Origin of the sequence: Mycetocola sp. JXN-3, assembly GCF_014522285.1 — a bacterium.
Lineage (GTDB): Bacteria > Actinomycetota > Actinomycetes > Actinomycetales > Microbacteriaceae > Mycetocola > Mycetocola saprophilus.
In genome coordinates this window covers 434,451-451,613 of sequence record NZ_CP041635.1, presented here as the reverse complement: position 1 = coordinate 451,613, position 17,163 = coordinate 434,451, and the positions used below count along the sequence as shown (strand labels likewise).

Below are 17,163 nucleotides of genomic sequence, written 5' to 3'. Positions count from 1 at the left end.
ATCGTCGCCGCCTTAGCGGCGACGGCCCTTCTTGTCGTCCTTCACGTGACCGCGGAAGGTACGAGTCGGGGCGAACTCGCCCAGCTTGTGACCGACCATGGTCTCGGTGACGAACACCGGGATGTGCTTGCGACCGTCGTGTACCGCGATGGTGTGACCCAGCATGGCGGGAACGATCATCGAACGGCGCGACCAGGTCTTGATCACGTTCTGGCTCTTGGCCTCGTTCTGCTTGACGACCTTGCGAAGCAGGTGATCGTCAACGAAGGGGCCCTTCTTAAGACTGCGTGGCATCTTCTACGTCCTCTACTTACGCTTCTTACCGACGGTACGGCGACGAACAATGAGCTTGTCGCTTTCCTTGTTGGGGCGACGGGTACGGCCTTCCTTCTGGCCCCAGGGGGACACAGGGTGACGACCACCGGAGGTCTTACCCTCACCACCACCGTGCGGGTGGTCAACCGGGTTCATGGCAACACCACGGACGGTCGGACGGATACCGCGCCAGCGGTTACGTCCGGCCTTACCCCAGTTGATGTTCGACTGCTCGGCGTTACCGACCTCACCAATGGTGGCGCGGCAGCGAGCGTCAACGTTGCGGATTTCACCCGAGGGCAGACGCAGCTGCACGTAGGGGCCATCCTTGGCGACGAGACGAACCGAAGCACCAGCGGAGCGAGCCATCTTGGCGCCGCCACCGGGGCGGAGCTCAATGTTGTGGATCACGGTACCGGTGGGGATGTTCTTCATCGGCAGGTTGTTACCGGGCTTGATGTCAGCGCCGGCACCCGACTCGACGATGTCGCCCTGCTTCAGCTTGTCCGGAGCGATGATGTAACGCTTGGTTCCGTCAACGAAGTGCAGCAGCGCGATACGAGCGGTGCGGTTGGGGTCGTACTCGATGTGAGCGACGCGAGCGTTCACGCCGTCCTTGTCGTTACGACGGAAGTCGATCACGCGGTACTGGCGCTTGTGGCCACCACCGATGTGACGGGTCGTGATGCGACCCTGGTTGTTACGTCCACCGGTCTTCGACAGGGGGCGCAGCAGCGACTTTTCGGGGGTCGAACGGGTGATTTCGGCGAAGTCCGAAACGCTCGATCCACGACGACCCGGGGTCGTCGGCTTGTACTTGCGAATAGCCATAATTATTCCTTATGCTCCCTAGCCGACAGCGGTGAAGATGTCGATGGAACCGGACTTGAGCGTGACGATCGCGCGCTTGGTGTCCTTGCGCTTGCCCAGACCGAAGCGGGTACGACGAGTCTTACCCTTACGGTTCAGGGTCGAGATCGATGCAACCTGCACATCGAAGATCTTCTCGATCGCGAGCTTGATCTCGGTCTTGTTCGAACGGGGGTCAACCTCGAAGGTGTACTTGCCCTCGTCGATCAGAGCGTAGCTCTTCTCGGAGACAACCGGAGCCAGAATGACGTCGCGGGGGTCCTTGTTTACGATGATGCTCATGCGGAGACCTCCTCGGTCACCTCGGCCGACGAAGCCACGGACTTAGCCGACTTGCCTGCCACCGGACCGGCGACGAAAGCGTCGAAGGCACCCTTGGTGAAAACGATGTCGTCGGAGACGAGCACGTCGTAGGCGTTCAGCTGATCCGGGTGGATCACGTGGACCTCGGGGATGTTGCGAACGGACAGAGCGCCGACCTCGTCGTTGCGCTCAATAACGATGAGCACGTGACGCGAGGAAGCAATGGTGTCCAGGTAGGTAGCGGCGACCTTGGTCGACGGGGTCTCGCTCAGTGCGAGGGTCGACACAACGTGCAGACGCTCACCGCGGGCCCGGTCGGACAGTGCACCGCGCAGGGCGGCAGCAATCATCTTCTTGGGGGTGCGCTGTGCGTAGTCACGCGGGGTCGGTCCGTGGACGATTCCACCGCCAACCATCTGAGGAGCACGGATCGAGCCCTGACGAGCGCGACCGGTTCCCTTCTGCTTGAACGGCTTGCGGCCGGCGCCGGAGCGCTCTCCGCGGGTCTTGGTGCTGTGGGTACCCTGACGTGCGGCAGCAAGCTGCGCGACGACGACCTGGTGAATCAGCGGGACGTTGGTAACGACGTCGAAGATCTCGGCGGGAAGCTCTACAGCCTCTGCCTTCTTGCCCTTCGCGTCCAGAACGTCAATCTTGGTAGCCATGGAAATTAGGCTCCCTTCACGGCGGTGCGGACGAATACGAGACGACCACGCGCACCGGGAACCGCGCCCTTAACGAGCAGGAGACCCTTCTCGGCGTCGATGGCGTGGACGTGCAGGTTCAGAACCGTAACACGCTCACCACCCATCCGGCCGGCCATGCGCTGGCCCTTGAAAACGCGACCCGGGGTGGACGCGCCACCGATCGAACCGGGCTTACGGTGGTTGCGGTGGGCACCGTGCGATGCCGGAGCGCCGCCGAAGCCGTGGCGCTTCATCACACCGGCGAAACCCTTACCCTTAGAGGTTCCAACGACGTCGACCTTCTGGCCGGCCTCGAAGGTTGCCTCCACGGTGAGCTCCTGGCCGAGAGCGTACTCAGCGGCGTCAGCGGTGCGCACCTCGGTGAGGTGACGGCGCGGGGTAACCCCGGCCTTCTCGAAGTGACCTGCGTCGGGCTTGTTCACCTTGCGCGGGTCGATCTGACCGGCAGCGATCTGCACGGCAGCGTATCCATCTACCTCGAGGTTGCGCACCTGGGTGACAACGTTCGGAGCGATTTCGATAACGGTAACGGGTACGAGCTTGTTGTTCTCGTCCCACACCTGAGTCATGCCGAGCTTGGTGCCGAGCAGACCCTTAACGGTCTTGTTCTGCGTAACCATGATTGCCCCTACAGCTTGATCTCGATGTTGACGTCCGCCGGCAGGTCGAGACGCATCAGCGAATCAACGGCCTTGGGGGTCGGGTCGACAATGTCAATCAGACGCTTGTGGGTGCGCATTTCAAAGTGCTCCCGGCTGTCCTTGTACTTGTGGGGAGAACGGATTACACAAACCACGTTCTTCTCGGTCGGCAGCGGCACGGGGCCAACTACGGTTGCGCCGGCACGGGTGACCGTGTCAACGATCTTGCGTGCCGAGGAGTCGATGACCTCGTGGTCATACGACTTAAGTCGAATGCGGATCTTCTGTCCCGCCATTAGTGACTCTCATTCTGTCTTGCGTCTTACGGTCTCCCGCATTGGACGCGCTTCATCACGGCTAGAGCTTTGCAGCTCCCCCGTGGGGTACTCCTAGGTGTCGCACCACTATTTCGCTATCAACGTGACCTACCGCGCGGCTTCGGTTTCCCGGTTCCGACGATGGGTTCCCCACCCCTGATTTTCGGCCGGCACCGAGGTGCCACCTGTTCGAGGAGTGGAGATTATGTTGTGTCTACCCGGACGTGGCCCGCGGCGTATGATTACTCACATTCCACAGACACGATCGGCCGGTTATTTCCCCGGACACAGCTGTGCCCCAAGAAAAAGTCGAACCTCTCGATTCTGGCAGAGACGGGCACTTTATGCAACCCGCGCGTGTCGGATTGTGTGCCTTGATTTCTCGCGGCAAAACGGGGCGCCCACCCATACAACACGCCCGGGATTCAAATACCTCCTCCGCCCCCTCCCCCGATGACAAAAACTCGGGGCCCGATGCCCACGCATCGAACCCCGAATCCGGTGGTTTGGGCGGTAACGCTACTCGTTACCGATCGCCTTGTCCGCGGCGTCGCGGGCAGACTGCACCTGGTCGGCGAACTTGCCGCCGGTGACCTTGTTGGCCAGGTCCGAGGCGCCGTCCAGCACCTTGTCGCTGATCTCCTCGGCCTTTTCACTGTGGATTGCGTCGTTGACCGCCGCGGCGTTGTCGCCGACGAGGCCCTTGGCCTTGTTCACCAGATCTTCGAGTCCCATTGCATTTCCCCTTGCATTCGCGAGCGGCCGCGAAAGTGGCGGCGTGCGATTATTCTCGCGCGCACCCGAAACCCGCACAACCTTCCCCGTGGCCCCCATTCGGGGCGGGAATCACAAAACCCCCGCAGACCGAAGTCTGCGGGGGTTTTGTTTAGCTAGTCGCTAGATCAGAAAGTAACCGAAATTACTTGGTGATCGAGGTGACGGTACCAGCACCAACGGTGCGGCCACCCTCACGGATTGCGAAGCCGAGGCCCTCTTCCATGGCGATGGGCTGGATCAGCTCAACGGTCATGTCCACGGTGTCACCGGGGAGAACCAGCTCGACACCCTCGGGGAGGGTGATGACGCCGGTCACGTCGGTGGTGCGGAAGTAGAACTGCGGGCGGTAGTTCGCGTAGAACGGGTTGTGACGGCCACCCTCATCCTTGGACAGGATGTAGGCGGTGCCCTCGAAGTTGGTGTGCGGGGTAACCGAACCCGGCTTCACGATAACCTGACCGCGCTCTACGTCCTCACGCTTGGTACCGCGGAGCAGCAGACCACAGTTCTCGCCGGCCCATGCCTCGTCGAGCTGCTTGTGGAACATCTCGATACCAGTCACGGTGGTCTTGACGGTCGGACGCAGTCCAACGATCTCAACCTCGGAGTTGATGGCGAGGGTTCCACGCTCGGCGCGGCCGGTCACAACGGTTCCACGACCGGTGATGGTGAAGACGTCCTCAACGGGCATCAGGAAGGGCTTGTCGCGGTCACGAACCGGGTCCGGAATGTTCTCGTCAACAGCCTTCATGAGCTCGAGGATCTGGCCGACCCACTTCTCGTCGCCCTCGAGGGCCTTCAGAGCCGAAACGCGCACGACCGGAGCGTCGTCGCCATCGAAGCTCTGGCTGGAGAGCAGCTCGCGAACCTCGAGCTCAACGAGCTCCAGGATCTCCTCGTCCTCAACCATGTCGGACTTGTTCAGTGCGACGAGCAGGTAGGGAACACCAACCTGCTTGGCGAGCAGAACGTGCTCACGGGTCTGAGCCATCGGACCGTCGGTAGCGGCAACCACGAGGATTGCGCCATCCATCTGAGCGGCACCGGTGATCATGTTCTTGATGTAGTCGGCGTGACCCGGGGCGTCAACGTGTGCGTAGTGACGCTTCTCGGTCTCGTACTCCACGTGGGAGATGTTGATCGTGATACCACGCTGACGCTCCTCGGGAGCGGAGTCGATGGTAGCGAAGTCGCGCTGAACGTTGGTTGCCGACGGGTAGGTGTCAGCCAGAACCTTCGAGATGGCCGCGGTAAGGGTGGTCTTACCGTGGTCAACGTGACCGATGGTTCCGATGTTTACGTGCGGCTTGGTCCGCTCGAACTTGGCCTTAGCCACTGGGTCCTCCTCAGGACTTGTGCAATGTGTTCACGCGCTGGATTGCACGCGGCACACCACAGGGATTGTCAATATATGTTACTAGGTTTCGCCGGTGTCCCGGCGCGTCGTCGCAAATGTAGCGTAGGTCAGCGACGACGCGCCAGGCAGCGCAGGGGCTATTCGCCCTGGTTCTTCTGAATGATCTCCTCGGCAACAGCCTTGGGGACCTCAGCATAGCTTTCGAAAGTCATCGAGTAGACGGCGCGACCCGAGGTCTTCGAGCGCAGGTCACCGACGTATCCGAACATCTCCGAAAGCGGAACAGCGGCGCGAATAACCTTCACACCGGAGGCGTCCTCCATCGAAGAAATCTGTCCACGACGAGAGTTCAGGTCACCAATAACGTCACCCATGTACTCTTCGGGGGTACGGACCTCAACGGCCATGAGCGGCTCGAGCAGGACGGGGTTCGCCTTGCGCAGAGCCTCCTTCATACCCATCGAGCCCGCAATCTTGAACGCCATCTCCGAGGAGTCGACGTCGTGCGCGGCACCGTCAAGCAGGTTCGCCTTGACACCCACGACGGGGTAGCCGGCGAGCACACCAACCTGAAGCGCATCCTTGAATCCGGCGTCAACCGAGGGGATGTACTCACGCGGAATACGGCCACCGGTGACCTTGTTGTCGAACTCGTAGATGGTGTCCTCGGTGACCTCGATCGGCTCGATGCCGAACTGGATCTTCGCGAACTGACCGGATCCACCGGTCTGCTTCTTGTGGGTGTAGTCGTGCTTGTCAACCGTGCGACGGATGGTCTCACGGAAGGCAACCTGGGGCTTACCCACGTTGGCCTCAACCTTGAACTCGCGCTTCATACGGTCAACGAGGATGTCCAGGTGAAGCTCACCCATACCCTTGATGACGGTCTGACCGGTCTCCTGGTTGAGCTCAACCCGGAAGGTCGGGTCCTCTTCAGCCAGCTTCTGGATAGCGGTACCGAGCTTCTCCTGGTCGGCCTTGGTCTTGGGCTCAATTGCAACCTCAATGACGGGCTCGGGGAAGGTCATCGACTCCAGAACAACCTGGTTGTTCGGGTCGGTCAGGGTGTCACCGGTGGTGGTGTCCTTCAGACCGATCACGGCGTAGATGTGACCGGCGGTAACGCGGTCAACGGGGAGCTCCTTGTTGGCCTGCATCTGGAAGATCTTTCCGATGCGCTCCTTCTTACCCTTGGTGGCGTTGTAGATGCCCTCACCGGATTCAGCCGAACCCGAGTAGACACGTACGTAGGTCAGACGACCGAAGAAGGGGTGCACGGCAACCTTGAAGGCCAGAGCCGCGAAGGGCTCCGAGGCGTCGGGCTTGCGCTCGATGATGACCTCTTCGTCGCGCACGTCGCGAGCCTCGATGGCTCCAACGTCCAGCGGCGAGGGGAGGTAGTCAACAACGGCGTCCAGCATCGGCTGCACACCACGGTTCTTGAAGGCCGAGCCACACAGAACCGGGTAGATCTCCGAGTTAACGGTGAGCTTACGGATCGCGCCCTTGATCTCGGCGATGGTCAGCTCTTCGCCGCCGAAGTACTTCTCCATGAGGGCGTCGTCGGTCTCGGCGACGGTCTCCAGCAGAGCGGTGCGGTATTCCGCAGCCTTCTCCTTGAGGTCCTCGGGGATCTCCTCGGTGGCGTACTTGGCGCCCATCTGAACGTCACCCTTTGCGTCTCCGCGCCAGGTCTTAGCGTTCATCTCGACGAGGTCAACAACACCCTCGAACTCGCTCTCGGAGCCGATGGGCAGCTGGATAACCAGCGGCTTGGCACCCAGGCGGTTGACGATGGTGTCTACGGTGAAGTAGAAGTCAGCACCCAGCTTGTCCATCTTGTTGACGAAGCAGATACGCGGAACGTTGTACTTGTCAGCCTGACGCCACACGGTCTCGGACTGGGGCTCAACGCCCTCCTTGCCGTCGAACACGGCGACGGCGCCGTCGAGGACGCGGAGCGAGCGCTCTACCTCAACGGTGAAGTCAACGTGACCGGGGGTGTCGATGATGTTGATCTGGTTCTTGTTCCAGAAACAGGTCACGGCGGCAGACGTGATCGTGATGCCGCGCTCCTGCTCCTGCTCCATCCAGTCGGTGGTGGCACCGCCGTCGTGGGTCTCACCGATCTTGTGGTTCACACCGGTGTAGAAAAGGATGCGCTCGGTCGTAGTGGTCTTACCGGCATCGATGTGCGCCATGATGCCAATGTTGCGGACCTTGTTCAGGTCGGTGAGCACGTCAAGTGCCACGGGTTCCTCCGATATTTAGTAGGTCGGGAAGCCGAACTCGGGCCCATCCACGGGCGGACAGGAAAAAATCCTGCCCGCCCGCGAACGGAACTCTCGCTACCAGCGGTAGTGAGCGAATGCCCGGTTCGACTCGGCCATCTTGTGGGTGTCTTCACGACGCTTCACAGCGGCGCCCAGACCATTCGATGCATCCAGAATCTCGTTGGTGAGACGCTCGATGATCGTCTTCTCGCGGCGGCCCTTGGCGTAGGACACGAGCCAGCGCAGTGCGAGAGTGTTGGCACGGTGAGGCTTAACCTCAACCGGCACCTGGTAGGTCGAACCACCAACACGACGGCTGCGAACCTCAAGAGTCGGGCGCACGTTGTCGAGCGCCTTCTTCAGGGTCACAACGGCGTCCTGGCCGTTCTTGGCGGAAACGGCAGCCAGTGCGTCGTACACGATGCGCTCGGCGAGGGACTTCTTACCATCGACGAGGATCTTGTTTACGAGCTGGCTGACGATCGGAGCGCCGTATACCGGATCGGCAACGACGGGGCGCTTCGGAGCGGGTCCCTTACGAGGCATTACTTCTTCTCCTTCTTGGCGCCGTAGCGGCTACGAGCCTGCTTGCGGTTCTTCACTGCCTGAGTGTCGAGAGCGCCGCGAACGATCTTGTAACGCACACCGGGGAGGTCCTTAACACGACCGCCGCGCACGAGCACCATCGAGTGCTCCTGCAGGTTGTGGCCCTCGCCGGGAATGTAGGCGGTGACCTCGGTGCCGTTGGAGAGCTTCACACGAGCGACCTTACGCATCGCCGAGTTCGGCTTCTTCGGGGTGGTGGTGTACACACGGGTGCAAACACCACGCTGCTGGGGATTGGCCTTCAGAGCGGGAGCCTTGGTCTTAGTGACCTTCGGCGTACGCCCCTTCCGGACCAACTGCTGAATAGTTGGCACTACTTCTCCTTGTTTGTGCTGCACGGTGACAGCAATGACATGTTTTTAGCATTGACCACTCCGAGACGAGTCTCGGGGCGGTATCTACATGTTCGTCCGTTCCGATTGCTCGGCCCGGTCTCATATGACCCACCAGTCCGCCAAAAAGGCCGGACCATAAACCGTGGGTATGCCGTGGGGGTCATCTATCGAAACAGATGCACCCGGGTGTGTGACGAGGCGACGTAAATTCCCTCAAAATCCGGGGATTTTTTTGAGCAGGCACGCCAAAACGCACACCCCTCGATTCTATGCCCGGATAACGCTCGGGTCAAACGGACTTTCGCGCGAATTCATGCGGAAGTGTCCGATTCCCACCCCTCGATGACACGCCCGACCCGAGCGGGCCCCCTGCGGACGCGTTCCTAGCCCGAAAGCGGGGGCACATTGAGCTCCCGCTGAAGATCCGCCATGAGTGCCTGGATCTGAGGTTCCACGTGGCGCGCGAGGGTCTGTCTAATCTCGGGACGGTACTGCTCGAGGGCCCGACCGATCAGGGCCACCGCATGCTGCCCACACTCATCGGCCAGGCGAATCTCGATGCGCAGGGCCGCCTTGGCCTCCTCGCTGAGCGGTGGCGGCGGGGGCAGATCCCGGGAGCTGTCCCGTGCGAGTCCGGCCAGGGTGAACAGGAATGGCGCTCCCGGTTCGGGCTCGGGATCCAGCGGCAACCCCTCAAATTCGGGATCCAGCCCCTCCTGCGGGCGATAGCTGCGCCGAGTCCGCTCCTCGGCCCGACCGAGTTCGGCGGCCAACGTCGGCAGGTTTTTCTCGGTGTAATCGGCCACCTCGGCATCGGTGATGCGCTTGAGTCGGGTAGACAGGGCGTGTCCGACCGCGTGGGGCACGTCGGTGTCAAGTCCGGCATGTCCCAGCAGCGGGGAACCCAGACAGAGCCGGCACGGGCGGGTGCGCGCACGCGACTCCCCCGGCTGCCAGCGCGGAACCCAGCGGCCCCATGAGCGCACGGCGGCCGCAACCCGGTCCTCCAGCGTCCGATCCATACCGCGAGCGTAACCCGATCGCCGGGCGGAAACCAGTATCCACCGCGACTTTTCCTGGATCGGTCGGAGAAAAAGCACTCGGAGTGTGTGGGGGCTCGAAAGGCGGCCCCGCCTCAGACGTTTCAAACCTGGGCAGACGCACAAAGGGGGCCTTGCGGCCCCTTTTGCAGCTATTCACATCTGGCGACCGGACCCGAATAGCTGGGTGAGCGGTGCGCAACGTACGCTGGGACTCTAACAGAGTCGTAGACGCGCCGCGATGACGAGGAGGTCTCAGAATGTCGCAGTTCAAGCCCACGGATCCGCTCGATACCACTCCCGCTCAGCCTGCCGAATTCACGCGCCTTTTCGGCGAAGGCCGGATGAAAGGCTACACCGAGGTCGCCCACACCTCTGCGGACGTTCTAAGTCGCTCGGTTCCGGCACGAGCAGACTCAGGCTCGGCGGGCTAGTCCGTTTCGGCCATCTCCTCGGCGCTCCAGCGCACGGCGGTGACCGCCGGGGTCCGGATGACCTCGGCGATGGCCTCCTCGATTTCACGGTCGTTACGCTCATCCGAGCGGATCATCGCGGTGATGCGCACCCCCTTGTCATCGGGCAGGTCAAGGGCATCGATCGAGAGCACCGTGAACTCGGGGCGGTGGACCGCGTCAAACACCAGCGAGCGCACGGCCCCCTCGGCGTCCACCGGGCAGTACACCTCGAACCGGTACTCGGCGGCCGGGTGCTCGCGTCCCTCCTCGCCGCGGCGACGATCCAGGGCACGCCCGAGCGGGCGTAGCAGGGTGTTGGCCAGCATGATCGCCGCCGCTCCCCCGAGCGCCACCAGGTAGAGCCCGCCCCCGGCGAGCGCGCCCACCGCGGCCGAAGCCCAGAGGGTCGCCGCGGTGTTGAGCCCGGAGATCGTGGCCCCCTGCTTCATGATCACGCCGGCACCGAGAAAACCGATGCCCGAGACGATCTGGGCGGCCACCCGGGTGGGATCGGCGTCGGGGCCGTTGAAGCTAAACGCCCCCATCACCACGAACAGGGCGGCTCCGAGGCTCACCAGGGCATTGGTGCGTACCCCGGCGGTGCGCGCACGCCACTGCCGCTCGAAGCCGATGGCCGCACCGAGGAACGCGCCGATGCCCACACGCAGGGCAAGATCTACCGGTGAACCGGAGACGATGCCAAAGAATTCTGGGGTCAGGGTGGTGATGGTCATGAGGGTCTCCGATCGAGGCGGACGCGGGTGACCGCGCCAGGAAGCATAGGTGCGGCCGGTGTCGCATGGGTAAACACGCGGCACCGGCCGACTGGGATTTCGGGAAGGGATCTGCCGGTTAGATCCAGGAGTTGAAGCGAGCGATGAAGCGACGCTTGGCCAGCTGAACCACCACGCAGTAGGCGGCCAGGGTGGCGATCAGCCAGGGGAAGTAGGTCCAGGGCAGCGGCACCAAGCCGAGGCTCTGCCCCCACCCGATAAAGGGCAGCACCAGACCAAAGACGCACACGGCCCCGGTGGCCAGCAGCACCGAGAGGCTGGCCCGCGACTGGATGAAGGGGAGCTTCCGGGTGCGCAGCAGGTGCACGATCAGGGTCTGCGAGATGATCGACTCGATGAACCAGCCGGACTGGAACAGCGCGGCGTGCTCGGGGGTGTTGGCGGCGAAGACAAACCACATCAGGGCAAACGTGGTGATGTCGAAGATTGAGGAGAGCGGACCGATCCGGATCATGAACCGGCTGAGGCTCTTGCTCTCCCAGGCGCGGGGCTTCTTCAGGTCCTCGGGGTCCACCTTGTCCCAGGGCAGGGTGAGCATCGAGAGGTCGTAGGTGAGGTTCTGCACCAGCACCACGATCGGGATCATCGGGATAAACGGCAGCAGGGCACTGGCCACCAGGACCGAGAACATGTTGCCGAAGTTGGAGGAGGCGGTCATCGAGATGTACTTCATCGTGTTGATGAAGGTGCGGCGGCCCTCGATCATGCCCTGCTCAAGCACGGTGAGGTCCTTTTCCAGCAGGATGATGTCGGCCGACTCCTTGGCGATGTCCACCGCGGTGTCCACCGAGATACCCACATCCGCGGTGCGCAGGGCGGGGGCATCGTTGATGCCGTCACCCAGGAAGCCCACCGTGTGTCCGTGAGTGCGCATCGCCTCGACGATGCGGGCCTTCTGGGTCGGGGTGATCTTGGCAAAGATGGTGGTGGTTTCGGCGAGCTCGCCCAGCTCCACCAGGCTCAGGTTCTCGATCTCGGGTCCGGTCACGATGGTGCCCACATCCAGCCCCACCTCACGGCCCACGGTTGCAGCTACCAGTGCGTTGTCGCCGGTGATGACCTTGACGGTGGTGCCGTGAGCCTGGATCTGACGGATCGCCTCGGCCGCGCTGGCCTTGGGCGGGTCGAGGAACGCGAGGAACCCAACCAGGGTCATGTTCTGCTCATCGGCCAGGGTGTACTCGGTCTCATCACCCTCGGGACCCACCTCATCGATGGTCTTGATCGCGACGGCGAGCACCCGCAGTCCCAGCGCGTTCTGCTCGGCGACCAGGTCCTCAAGCTCCATCAGCCGCATGGCCGACAGCGGACGCTGCTCCATGCCGTGCAGCTCGGTGGTGCAGAGGCCCATGACCTCCTCGACCGCACCCTTGGTGATGATCGTGTGGGTGAATCCGTCCCCCACCACCACGGACATCCGGCGGCGCACAAAGTCGAAGGGCATCTCGTCGACGTAGGTGTACTCGGCGGTGATCCGGTCCAGCTCGTCCTCGCCGGCGGCGGTCAGCACCGCGCCGTCCAGGAGGTTGCGCAGACCGGTCTGGAAGTGGGCGTTGATCGCGCCGTAGCCGAGGGTCGACTCGCTGCTGCGGCCGTCCACGTCCAGGTGACGCTCAAGCACGATCCGGTCCTCGGTCAGGGTGCCGGTCTTATCGGTGGCCAGGATGTCCATCGCCCCGAGGTTCTGGATCGAGTTCAGACGCTTCACAATCACCTTGTGCTTCGCCATGTGCTGGGCACCCTTGGCGAGGTTGGCGGTCACGATCAGCGGGAGCATTTCCGGGGTGAGACCCACGGCGGTGGTTACGCCAAAGAGCAGTGCGGTGGTCCAGTCCTTGGTCAGGCCGTTGATGATGAACACCACCGGGACCATGATCAGCATGAAGCGGATCAGGGTGAAGGATACCCGGCGGATGCCCACGTCAAACGCGGTCTCCGGACGCGCCCCCACCAGGGTGCGAGCCATCGTGCCGAAGTAGGAGTTGTCGCCGGTGCCGATGACGATTGCGGTACCCGAGCCGGATACCACCGAGGTACCCATGAACCCCAGGTTCGGGGCGTCCAGGATGTCCGCGATCTGCACCTTCCGGGCGGCCTCGATGGTCTTCTCGGCGGGCAGGGCCTCGCCGGTCAGCATGGCCTGGTTGAGCTGCAGGTCCTTGGTGCGCAGGAAGCGCACATCGGCGGGCAGCATGTCGCCGGCGGCGAACTGCAGCACGTCGCCGGGGACCACGTCGGTGATCGGCAGCTCGCGGGTCACCGCGGTCCCGTCCACCAGGCGGGTCACCGCGGTCGTGGTGCGCACCATCGCCGAGAGCTTCTGCGCGGACTTGGCCGAGCGGTACTCCTGCCAGAAGCGCAGCACGGCCGAGACCAGCACCATGATGCTCACGGTGATCATGCCGGTGTAGTCGGGACCATCGGCCGGGTCGGCCATCCACACATCGGTCACCCACATCACGCCCACCAGGAACAGCAGGATCAGGATGAACGGGTTGAGGAAGGTCTTCAGGAACTGGACAATAGCGGGGGCCGGCTTGTCCCGACCGATCTCGTTGGCACCGAAGCGGTCGGTGCGCTCGCGCACCTGATCCGGGGTCAGGCCGTTGAGGGTGCTCTGCTGGGCGAGGATGGTGGCCTCGGCCTCGCGGTGGGTGGCCAGCAGGAGCAGTTCCTGCTGTGCGGCGCTCAGCCCCTTGCCGGCGGTCTCGGTGAAACGGCGCGGGTTGCGGGTGGGACGGGTGGGCGGCGGGGTTGCCGCCTCGAAGCTCGTGGTGGCCTCATCGAAGCCGCTGGTGGGGAAACGCATGATGAATCTCTTCTCAAACCGGCGAGATCGAATCCGGGCGCGACAATTACCGCCTCAATTGGGGAGACGAATCATCGACGAACACCGGTTACGAGGGCTCGCAACGGGACATAAACTCGCCCCGATCACGCTGAGGATCGGGACATGCGGCTACAGGGCCGGAGTGTTCTCCAGGCGGCCGCGTACTGGGGTAGTCAGGTACGAACGACTATGGTCCGCGCTCATCGCGGTCACCTCCTTCACATATGCACACACTCCCACGCGCGTGAAGGCATGAAGCTTTGGGGGGCTTCGGTGCGCTACCTCCACGTAAGAGCTTTGGCACTGCACGACGTATCCCTCGCGGGAAGCCACTTGGGGTTAACCCTTAATCCGGGAGAACCTGTCCTAATCTTGGGCGTCTCTCGACGTCGTCAGATCAGTGGCCTATATTCGTGCAGGAGCCTCGCCTAACGAAGTGCTGCGGGAAAAACATAGCACGACTTTGCCGACCGCGCACAACCGTTTGTTCTTCGCGCTCAGGAACTACTCGGTTTCGTCGTCTTCCCAGTACCAGCGACGCGGGGTGTGACCGCGCAGGGCCGCCGCCGAGAGCGGCAGGAGGGCCAGGATGATCGCGCTGGCGATCGCCGCAGCGGTCCAGGGATAGGGGCGCAGCAGGGTGTGCACGAGGGCTGGGGTGAACTCGTCCAGACCGTTCCACACCAGCGCGATCACCAGGCTCGCGGTGTATCCCGCCAGCACCGCCAGCCCGATCCAGAAGGCGCTGAGGATCCGGGTAGCCCAGCTCTCGGCCGCGGCATCCCCGCGGCCGGCGCGATCGAGGGCCCGGAGCGCACCGAGCGCAAACAGTACCCCGGTCACCACGATCGCGATCGGTCCCGGCAGGGTACCCAGTGCGGGCTCGTCCACAACCTCGGTATCGGTGAACAGGCTCACCATCCCAAACCCGGCGATCACCCCGGCCAGGTAGACCAGCGTGGCCGCCGCCGTATAGCCCGCCGCGCGAGCGAGGGAGGGGCGAGGGGTGGTCATTCGGACCGGCTAGCGAGCCAGCTGCGGGCCCGCGTCAATCTGGCGCTCGTACTCGGCCAGCTCCTCCTGGTTACGCAGGGTCAGGCGACGTCCGCGAGCCGAGACCCACAGACCGAACCAGACCGGAACCTCGCGGCCCACAATAAAGGCGATCAGGGTCGGGACGCTGAAGGTGCGCTCGATCAACGCGGTGCCAAGATCCTCGGGGAAGATCGTATAGGCATCGGCGAGGAGCAAACCGCCCACGGTTCCCGCGGCGGCAAACAGGCCCACCAGGATGCCTCCGAGGACATGGGTCCACCAGGCACCACGGTTGATGATCGCCGCCATCAGGACGGTGCCCAGGAAGAAGAAGGCGGTCGCCCCCCAGAACCAGGCCGAGGAGATCAGCGGCAGCGGCTCGGTGGGCTCATGGGTCAGGACCCGTACGCCGTAATTTGCCCCGAAGAAGGCGGCGGCAAACACGAGGGTTGCCAGGATCCCGATCAGGATGCCCGCCAGCCGGTTGCCGGCACGGCGGGGGCGCTCGGGGGCCTCCACATACACCGCCGGCGCGGTGACCGTGGGAGCGGGGGCGGCCACCGGTTCGGGCTGAGGTTCGGGTGGCAGGATCGTCGCCGCGTGCTCGGCCGACTGGGTGGTCGATGCGTTCGGCAACTCGGAGGCGTCCAAGGCCACGGTTTCGGTCCCCACCCATTCCTCGTCGGCGACCGGTGCGGACGGGGGCGTCGAGGCGGCCGCGCGAATCTGCCCGGCCAGCCCGCGGTCGGGCTGCGGCGCGGGATCGAGGACAATCCCCGAGTGACGAACCGGGGGCGCGGGATCCACCGGGGGCGCCGGGTCCACCAGCGGGAGTCCCGAGGCGGCAACGGCGGGAGTGACAGGAGTGGGGGCGACAGCGGCGGGGGCAACGGCCTCGGGCGCGGTAGTCTCGGGGGCAGCGTCCGCCAAGGAGGCAGGCACCGGGGCTTCCGCCGGCGCGGCATCGGATACGGGGGTGGCCTCCGCGAGGGGCACATCGATCGCACCCGAGGCATCCACGACGAAGGGCTCGGCCGAGTCTTCCCCCGAGGCGTCGAGGTGAGCATCGGCGACAACGGCGGGAGCATCGTTGGCGTCGAGGTGTGAGTCAGCGGTGGCGGCCTCTGAGTCGGCGGCGGAGTGAGCCTCGGCAGGAGCCACGGCCCCTGATTTCCGCTCGGGAGCGGCGTCGGCGGCCTCCCCCAGCGGGCTCCAGGCGGCCGACGGAATCGGGGAGGGCTCGGTGGGCAGGCCCGCGGTGGCGGCGTCCTGCGGCGCTCCGGTAATCTCCTCACCCAGGTCACGAACCGTCGCGGTGACGGTGGTCTCCTCGGCGGGGGTCGCGGTGGCGGGATCGGCGGGCTTGGTCAGGGGCGGCGAAACCGGCTCGGTCGCGTCAGAATCCGGCTGCTCGGCACCGGTGGTGTTCTCGGGCATGCGATACTCCTCACTCACTGCGGGTCGTTATTTCGCGCTCGCTTGGGCATACCCTATCGCCACAACGGGCGATTTGGTGGGAGCGGGGCCGGTCAGCACGCAAAATGACGCGTGCCGCGGACGCTATCTGGCGGCGGGGAAAACGTGCTTGGCGAGTTCCGCGGTGTACCCATCGGGACTAAACGCGGTCCAGTAGGTGGAGATCCAGATTCCGTTTCGCAACAGGTGAGATTCTCCCCGGGGACCGCCGCCCGATCCGGTCATGCTGCGCACGCACCGGGTACCGGAAAACTCCGCGTAGCACTTGGCACCGAGGCTCTCCAGCCGGGTGACCACGTTGGCGGCCTGGGTTTTCCCGATCGAGGCAATCGTGGTGAGCAGGCCCCTGGTTGTCGGGTCTCCCCAGCTGCAGCGCAGGGATCCGGGGGTGGCCAGCAGGGGTGCCAGCAGCGTATCGGTGGTGGGCTGATAGGCGAGACCCGCGGCGGTATTGGGGTCGCCATCCGCCGCCAGGGCCGTCTTGAAAGCATCCGAGTACAGCGCATCACAGTTCGCGGGCAGCCCCTCGGCCACCGGCGTCTCGGTGACGGAGGGCGAGGCCGAGGGGGTGGGAACGGTGACCGGGACGGGGCCGGGAACCACCTCCGGGCGGGGACGCTCGCCCGAGCTGCCGCTCGTCGAGGCGGGGGCCGAAAGGTTGAAGGCGCCGTTGTCCATCGCAATCACCCCGGCGATCATCGCCACGAGCACCAGGAAGGATGCCAGAATGCCCACGACCCAGCGCGGTCCGCGTGCGCGACGCGGTGCGGGGATGGGCGGCACTCTCAGCGGCAGTGCGGGGATGCCCCCGGTAATCAGCGGATCGGGGGTGGCACCGAGCGGTTCGGGGGTGATCCCGGCCTCGTCGGGTCCCTCGGATCGGGGCGGGTACGGGGGATTCTCGCTCACGCTCGCCCTTCGGTCGCGGTGCGGTGCCGATCCCATCGGCACCTCGGATCATTCAAGTCTGCCATGCTCCGGTGATCGATGCGTCCGGGACGCGGGTTTGACACACCCTCCACGGGGATCACC

17 protein-coding genes and 1 riboswitch are annotated in these 17,163 nt (G+C 64.0%); all 17 genes read right to left on the bottom strand.

Annotated elements, in window-relative coordinates:
• Nucleotides 1-12: 12 nt before the first annotated feature.
• A complete protein-coding gene (gene rpsS / locus C7C57_RS02125; RefSeq protein ID WP_030147991.1) occupies nucleotides 13-294 on the bottom strand; it encodes a 30S ribosomal protein S19 in 282 nt (93 codons plus the stop codon).
• 12 nt (nucleotides 295-306) lie between these two features.
• Nucleotides 307-1,146: a 50S ribosomal protein L2 gene (gene rplB, locus C7C57_RS02120; protein WP_030147990.1), complete on the bottom strand. Its 840-nt coding sequence runs from the start codon at nucleotides 1,144-1,146 to the stop codon at nucleotides 307-309.
• 18 nt (nucleotides 1,147-1,164) lie between these two features.
• Nucleotides 1,165-1,467: a 50S ribosomal protein L23 gene (rplW, locus tag C7C57_RS02115; RefSeq protein WP_030147989.1), complete on the bottom strand. Its 303-nt coding sequence runs from the start codon at nucleotides 1,465-1,467 to the stop codon at nucleotides 1,165-1,167.
• Nucleotides 1,464-2,153: a 50S ribosomal protein L4 gene (rplD, locus tag C7C57_RS02110; RefSeq protein ID WP_030147988.1), complete on the bottom strand. Its 690-nt coding sequence runs from the start codon at nucleotides 2,151-2,153 to the stop codon at nucleotides 1,464-1,466. Before rplD ends, rplW begins: the two co-directional genes overlap by 4 nt.
• 5 nt (nucleotides 2,154-2,158) lie before the next feature.
• On the bottom strand, nucleotides 2,159-2,815 hold the full coding sequence (rplC, locus tag C7C57_RS02105) for a 50S ribosomal protein L3 (RefSeq protein WP_030147987.1): 657 nt from the start codon (nucleotides 2,813-2,815) through the stop codon (nucleotides 2,159-2,161).
• 8 nt (nucleotides 2,816-2,823) lie between these two features.
• Complete coding sequence (gene rpsJ, locus C7C57_RS02100) at nucleotides 2,824-3,132, bottom strand: 30S ribosomal protein S10 (protein WP_030147986.1); 309 nt, start codon at nucleotides 3,130-3,132, stop codon at nucleotides 2,824-2,826.
• A gap of 540 nt (nucleotides 3,133-3,672) precedes the next feature.
• Entirely contained in the window at nucleotides 3,673-3,888 is a 216-nt protein-coding gene (locus tag C7C57_RS02095) for an antitoxin (RefSeq protein ID WP_030147985.1), read from the bottom strand.
• Between the two features lie 184 nt (nucleotides 3,889-4,072).
• Nucleotides 4,073-5,266, bottom strand: a complete 1,194-nt coding sequence (tuf, locus tag C7C57_RS02090) for an elongation factor Tu (RefSeq protein WP_030147981.1) — start codon at nucleotides 5,264-5,266, stop codon at nucleotides 4,073-4,075.
• Between the two features lie 158 nt (nucleotides 5,267-5,424).
• Nucleotides 5,425-7,539 carry an elongation factor G gene (gene fusA, locus C7C57_RS02085; protein WP_030147980.1) on the bottom strand — a complete coding sequence of 705 codons (2,115 nt, stop codon included), beginning with the start codon at nucleotides 7,537-7,539 and terminating at the stop codon, nucleotides 5,425-5,427.
• 96 nt (nucleotides 7,540-7,635) lie between these two features.
• On the bottom strand, nucleotides 7,636-8,106 hold the full coding sequence (rpsG, locus tag C7C57_RS02080) for a 30S ribosomal protein S7 (RefSeq protein WP_030147979.1): 471 nt from the start codon (nucleotides 8,104-8,106) through the stop codon (nucleotides 7,636-7,638).
• A complete protein-coding gene (gene rpsL, locus C7C57_RS02075) occupies nucleotides 8,106-8,480 on the bottom strand; it encodes a 30S ribosomal protein S12 (protein ID WP_030147978.1) in 375 nt (124 codons plus the stop codon). The genes rpsG and rpsL overlap by 1 nt, the downstream gene beginning before the upstream one ends.
• A gap of 404 nt (nucleotides 8,481-8,884) precedes the next feature.
• Nucleotides 8,885-9,523: a hypothetical protein gene (locus C7C57_RS02070; protein WP_030147977.1), complete on the bottom strand. Its 639-nt coding sequence runs from the start codon at nucleotides 9,521-9,523 to the stop codon at nucleotides 8,885-8,887.
• 448 nt (nucleotides 9,524-9,971) lie between these two features.
• Complete coding sequence (locus C7C57_RS02065) at nucleotides 9,972-10,730, bottom strand: MgtC/SapB family protein (RefSeq protein ID WP_187977418.1); 759 nt, start codon at nucleotides 10,728-10,730, stop codon at nucleotides 9,972-9,974.
• A 118-nt stretch (nucleotides 10,731-10,848) separates the two neighbouring features.
• The gene (mgtA, locus tag C7C57_RS02060) at nucleotides 10,849-13,599 is read right to left on the bottom strand and encodes a magnesium-translocating P-type ATPase (protein ID WP_187977417.1); all 2,751 of its coding nucleotides are present in this window, start codon (nucleotides 13,597-13,599) and stop codon (nucleotides 10,849-10,851) included.
• 296 nt (nucleotides 13,600-13,895) lie between these two features.
• Nucleotides 13,896-14,063: riboswitch (M-box (ykoK) riboswitch) on the bottom strand.
• Nucleotides 14,064-14,124: 61 nt separating this feature from the next.
• Nucleotides 14,125-14,634 carry a hypothetical protein gene (locus tag C7C57_RS02055; RefSeq protein ID WP_187977416.1) on the bottom strand — a complete coding sequence of 170 codons (510 nt, stop codon included), beginning with the start codon at nucleotides 14,632-14,634 and terminating at the stop codon, nucleotides 14,125-14,127.
• 9 nt (nucleotides 14,635-14,643) lie between these two features.
• The gene (locus tag C7C57_RS02050) at nucleotides 14,644-16,092 is read right to left on the bottom strand and encodes a hypothetical protein (RefSeq protein ID WP_187977415.1); all 1,449 of its coding nucleotides are present in this window, start codon (nucleotides 16,090-16,092) and stop codon (nucleotides 14,644-14,646) included.
• A 123-nt stretch (nucleotides 16,093-16,215) separates the two neighbouring features.
• A complete protein-coding gene (locus C7C57_RS02045) occupies nucleotides 16,216-17,040 on the bottom strand; it encodes a hypothetical protein (protein WP_187977414.1) in 825 nt (274 codons plus the stop codon).
• Between the last annotated feature and the right edge of the window lie 123 nt (nucleotides 17,041-17,163).

Excerpts from the sequence above, each read along its gene's own strand:
- rpsS (WP_030147991.1), bottom strand. The coding sequence starts at position 294 with ATGCCACGCAGTCTTAAGAAGGGCCCCTTCGTTGACGATCACCTGCTT.
- rplB (WP_030147990.1), bottom strand. The coding sequence starts at position 1,146 with ATGGCTATTCGCAAGTACAAGCCGACGACCCCGGGTCGTCGTGGATCG.
- rplW (WP_030147989.1), bottom strand. The coding sequence starts at position 1,467 with ATGAGCATCATCGTAAACAAGGACCCCCGCGACGTCATTCTGGCTCCG.
- rplD (WP_030147988.1), bottom strand. The coding sequence starts at position 2,153 with ATGGCTACCAAGATTGACGTTCTGGACGCGAAGGGCAAGAAGGCAGAG.
- rplC (WP_030147987.1), bottom strand. The coding sequence starts at position 2,815 with ATGGTTACGCAGAACAAGACCGTTAAGGGTCTGCTCGGCACCAAGCTC.
- rpsJ (WP_030147986.1), bottom strand. The coding sequence starts at position 3,132 with ATGGCGGGACAGAAGATCCGCATTCGACTTAAGTCGTATGACCACGAG.
- C7C57_RS02095 (WP_030147985.1), bottom strand. The coding sequence starts at position 3,888 with ATGGGACTCGAAGATCTGGTGAACAAGGCCAAGGGCCTCGTCGGCGAC.
- rpsG (WP_030147979.1), bottom strand. The coding sequence starts at position 8,106 with ATGCCTCGTAAGGGACCCGCTCCGAAGCGCCCCGTCGTTGCCGATCCG.
- C7C57_RS02070 (WP_030147977.1), bottom strand. The coding sequence starts at position 9,523 with ATGGATCGGACGCTGGAGGACCGGGTTGCGGCCGCCGTGCGCTCATGG.
- C7C57_RS02065 (WP_187977418.1), bottom strand. The coding sequence starts at position 10,730 with ATGACCATCACCACCCTGACCCCAGAATTCTTTGGCATCGTCTCCGGT.
- mgtA (WP_187977417.1), bottom strand. The coding sequence starts at position 13,599 with ATGCGTTTCCCCACCAGCGGCTTCGATGAGGCCACCACGAGCTTCGAG.
- C7C57_RS02055 (WP_187977416.1), bottom strand. The coding sequence starts at position 14,634 with ATGACCACCCCTCGCCCCTCCCTCGCTCGCGCGGCGGGCTATACGGCG.
- C7C57_RS02050 (WP_187977415.1), bottom strand. The coding sequence starts at position 16,092 with ATGCCCGAGAACACCACCGGTGCCGAGCAGCCGGATTCTGACGCGACC.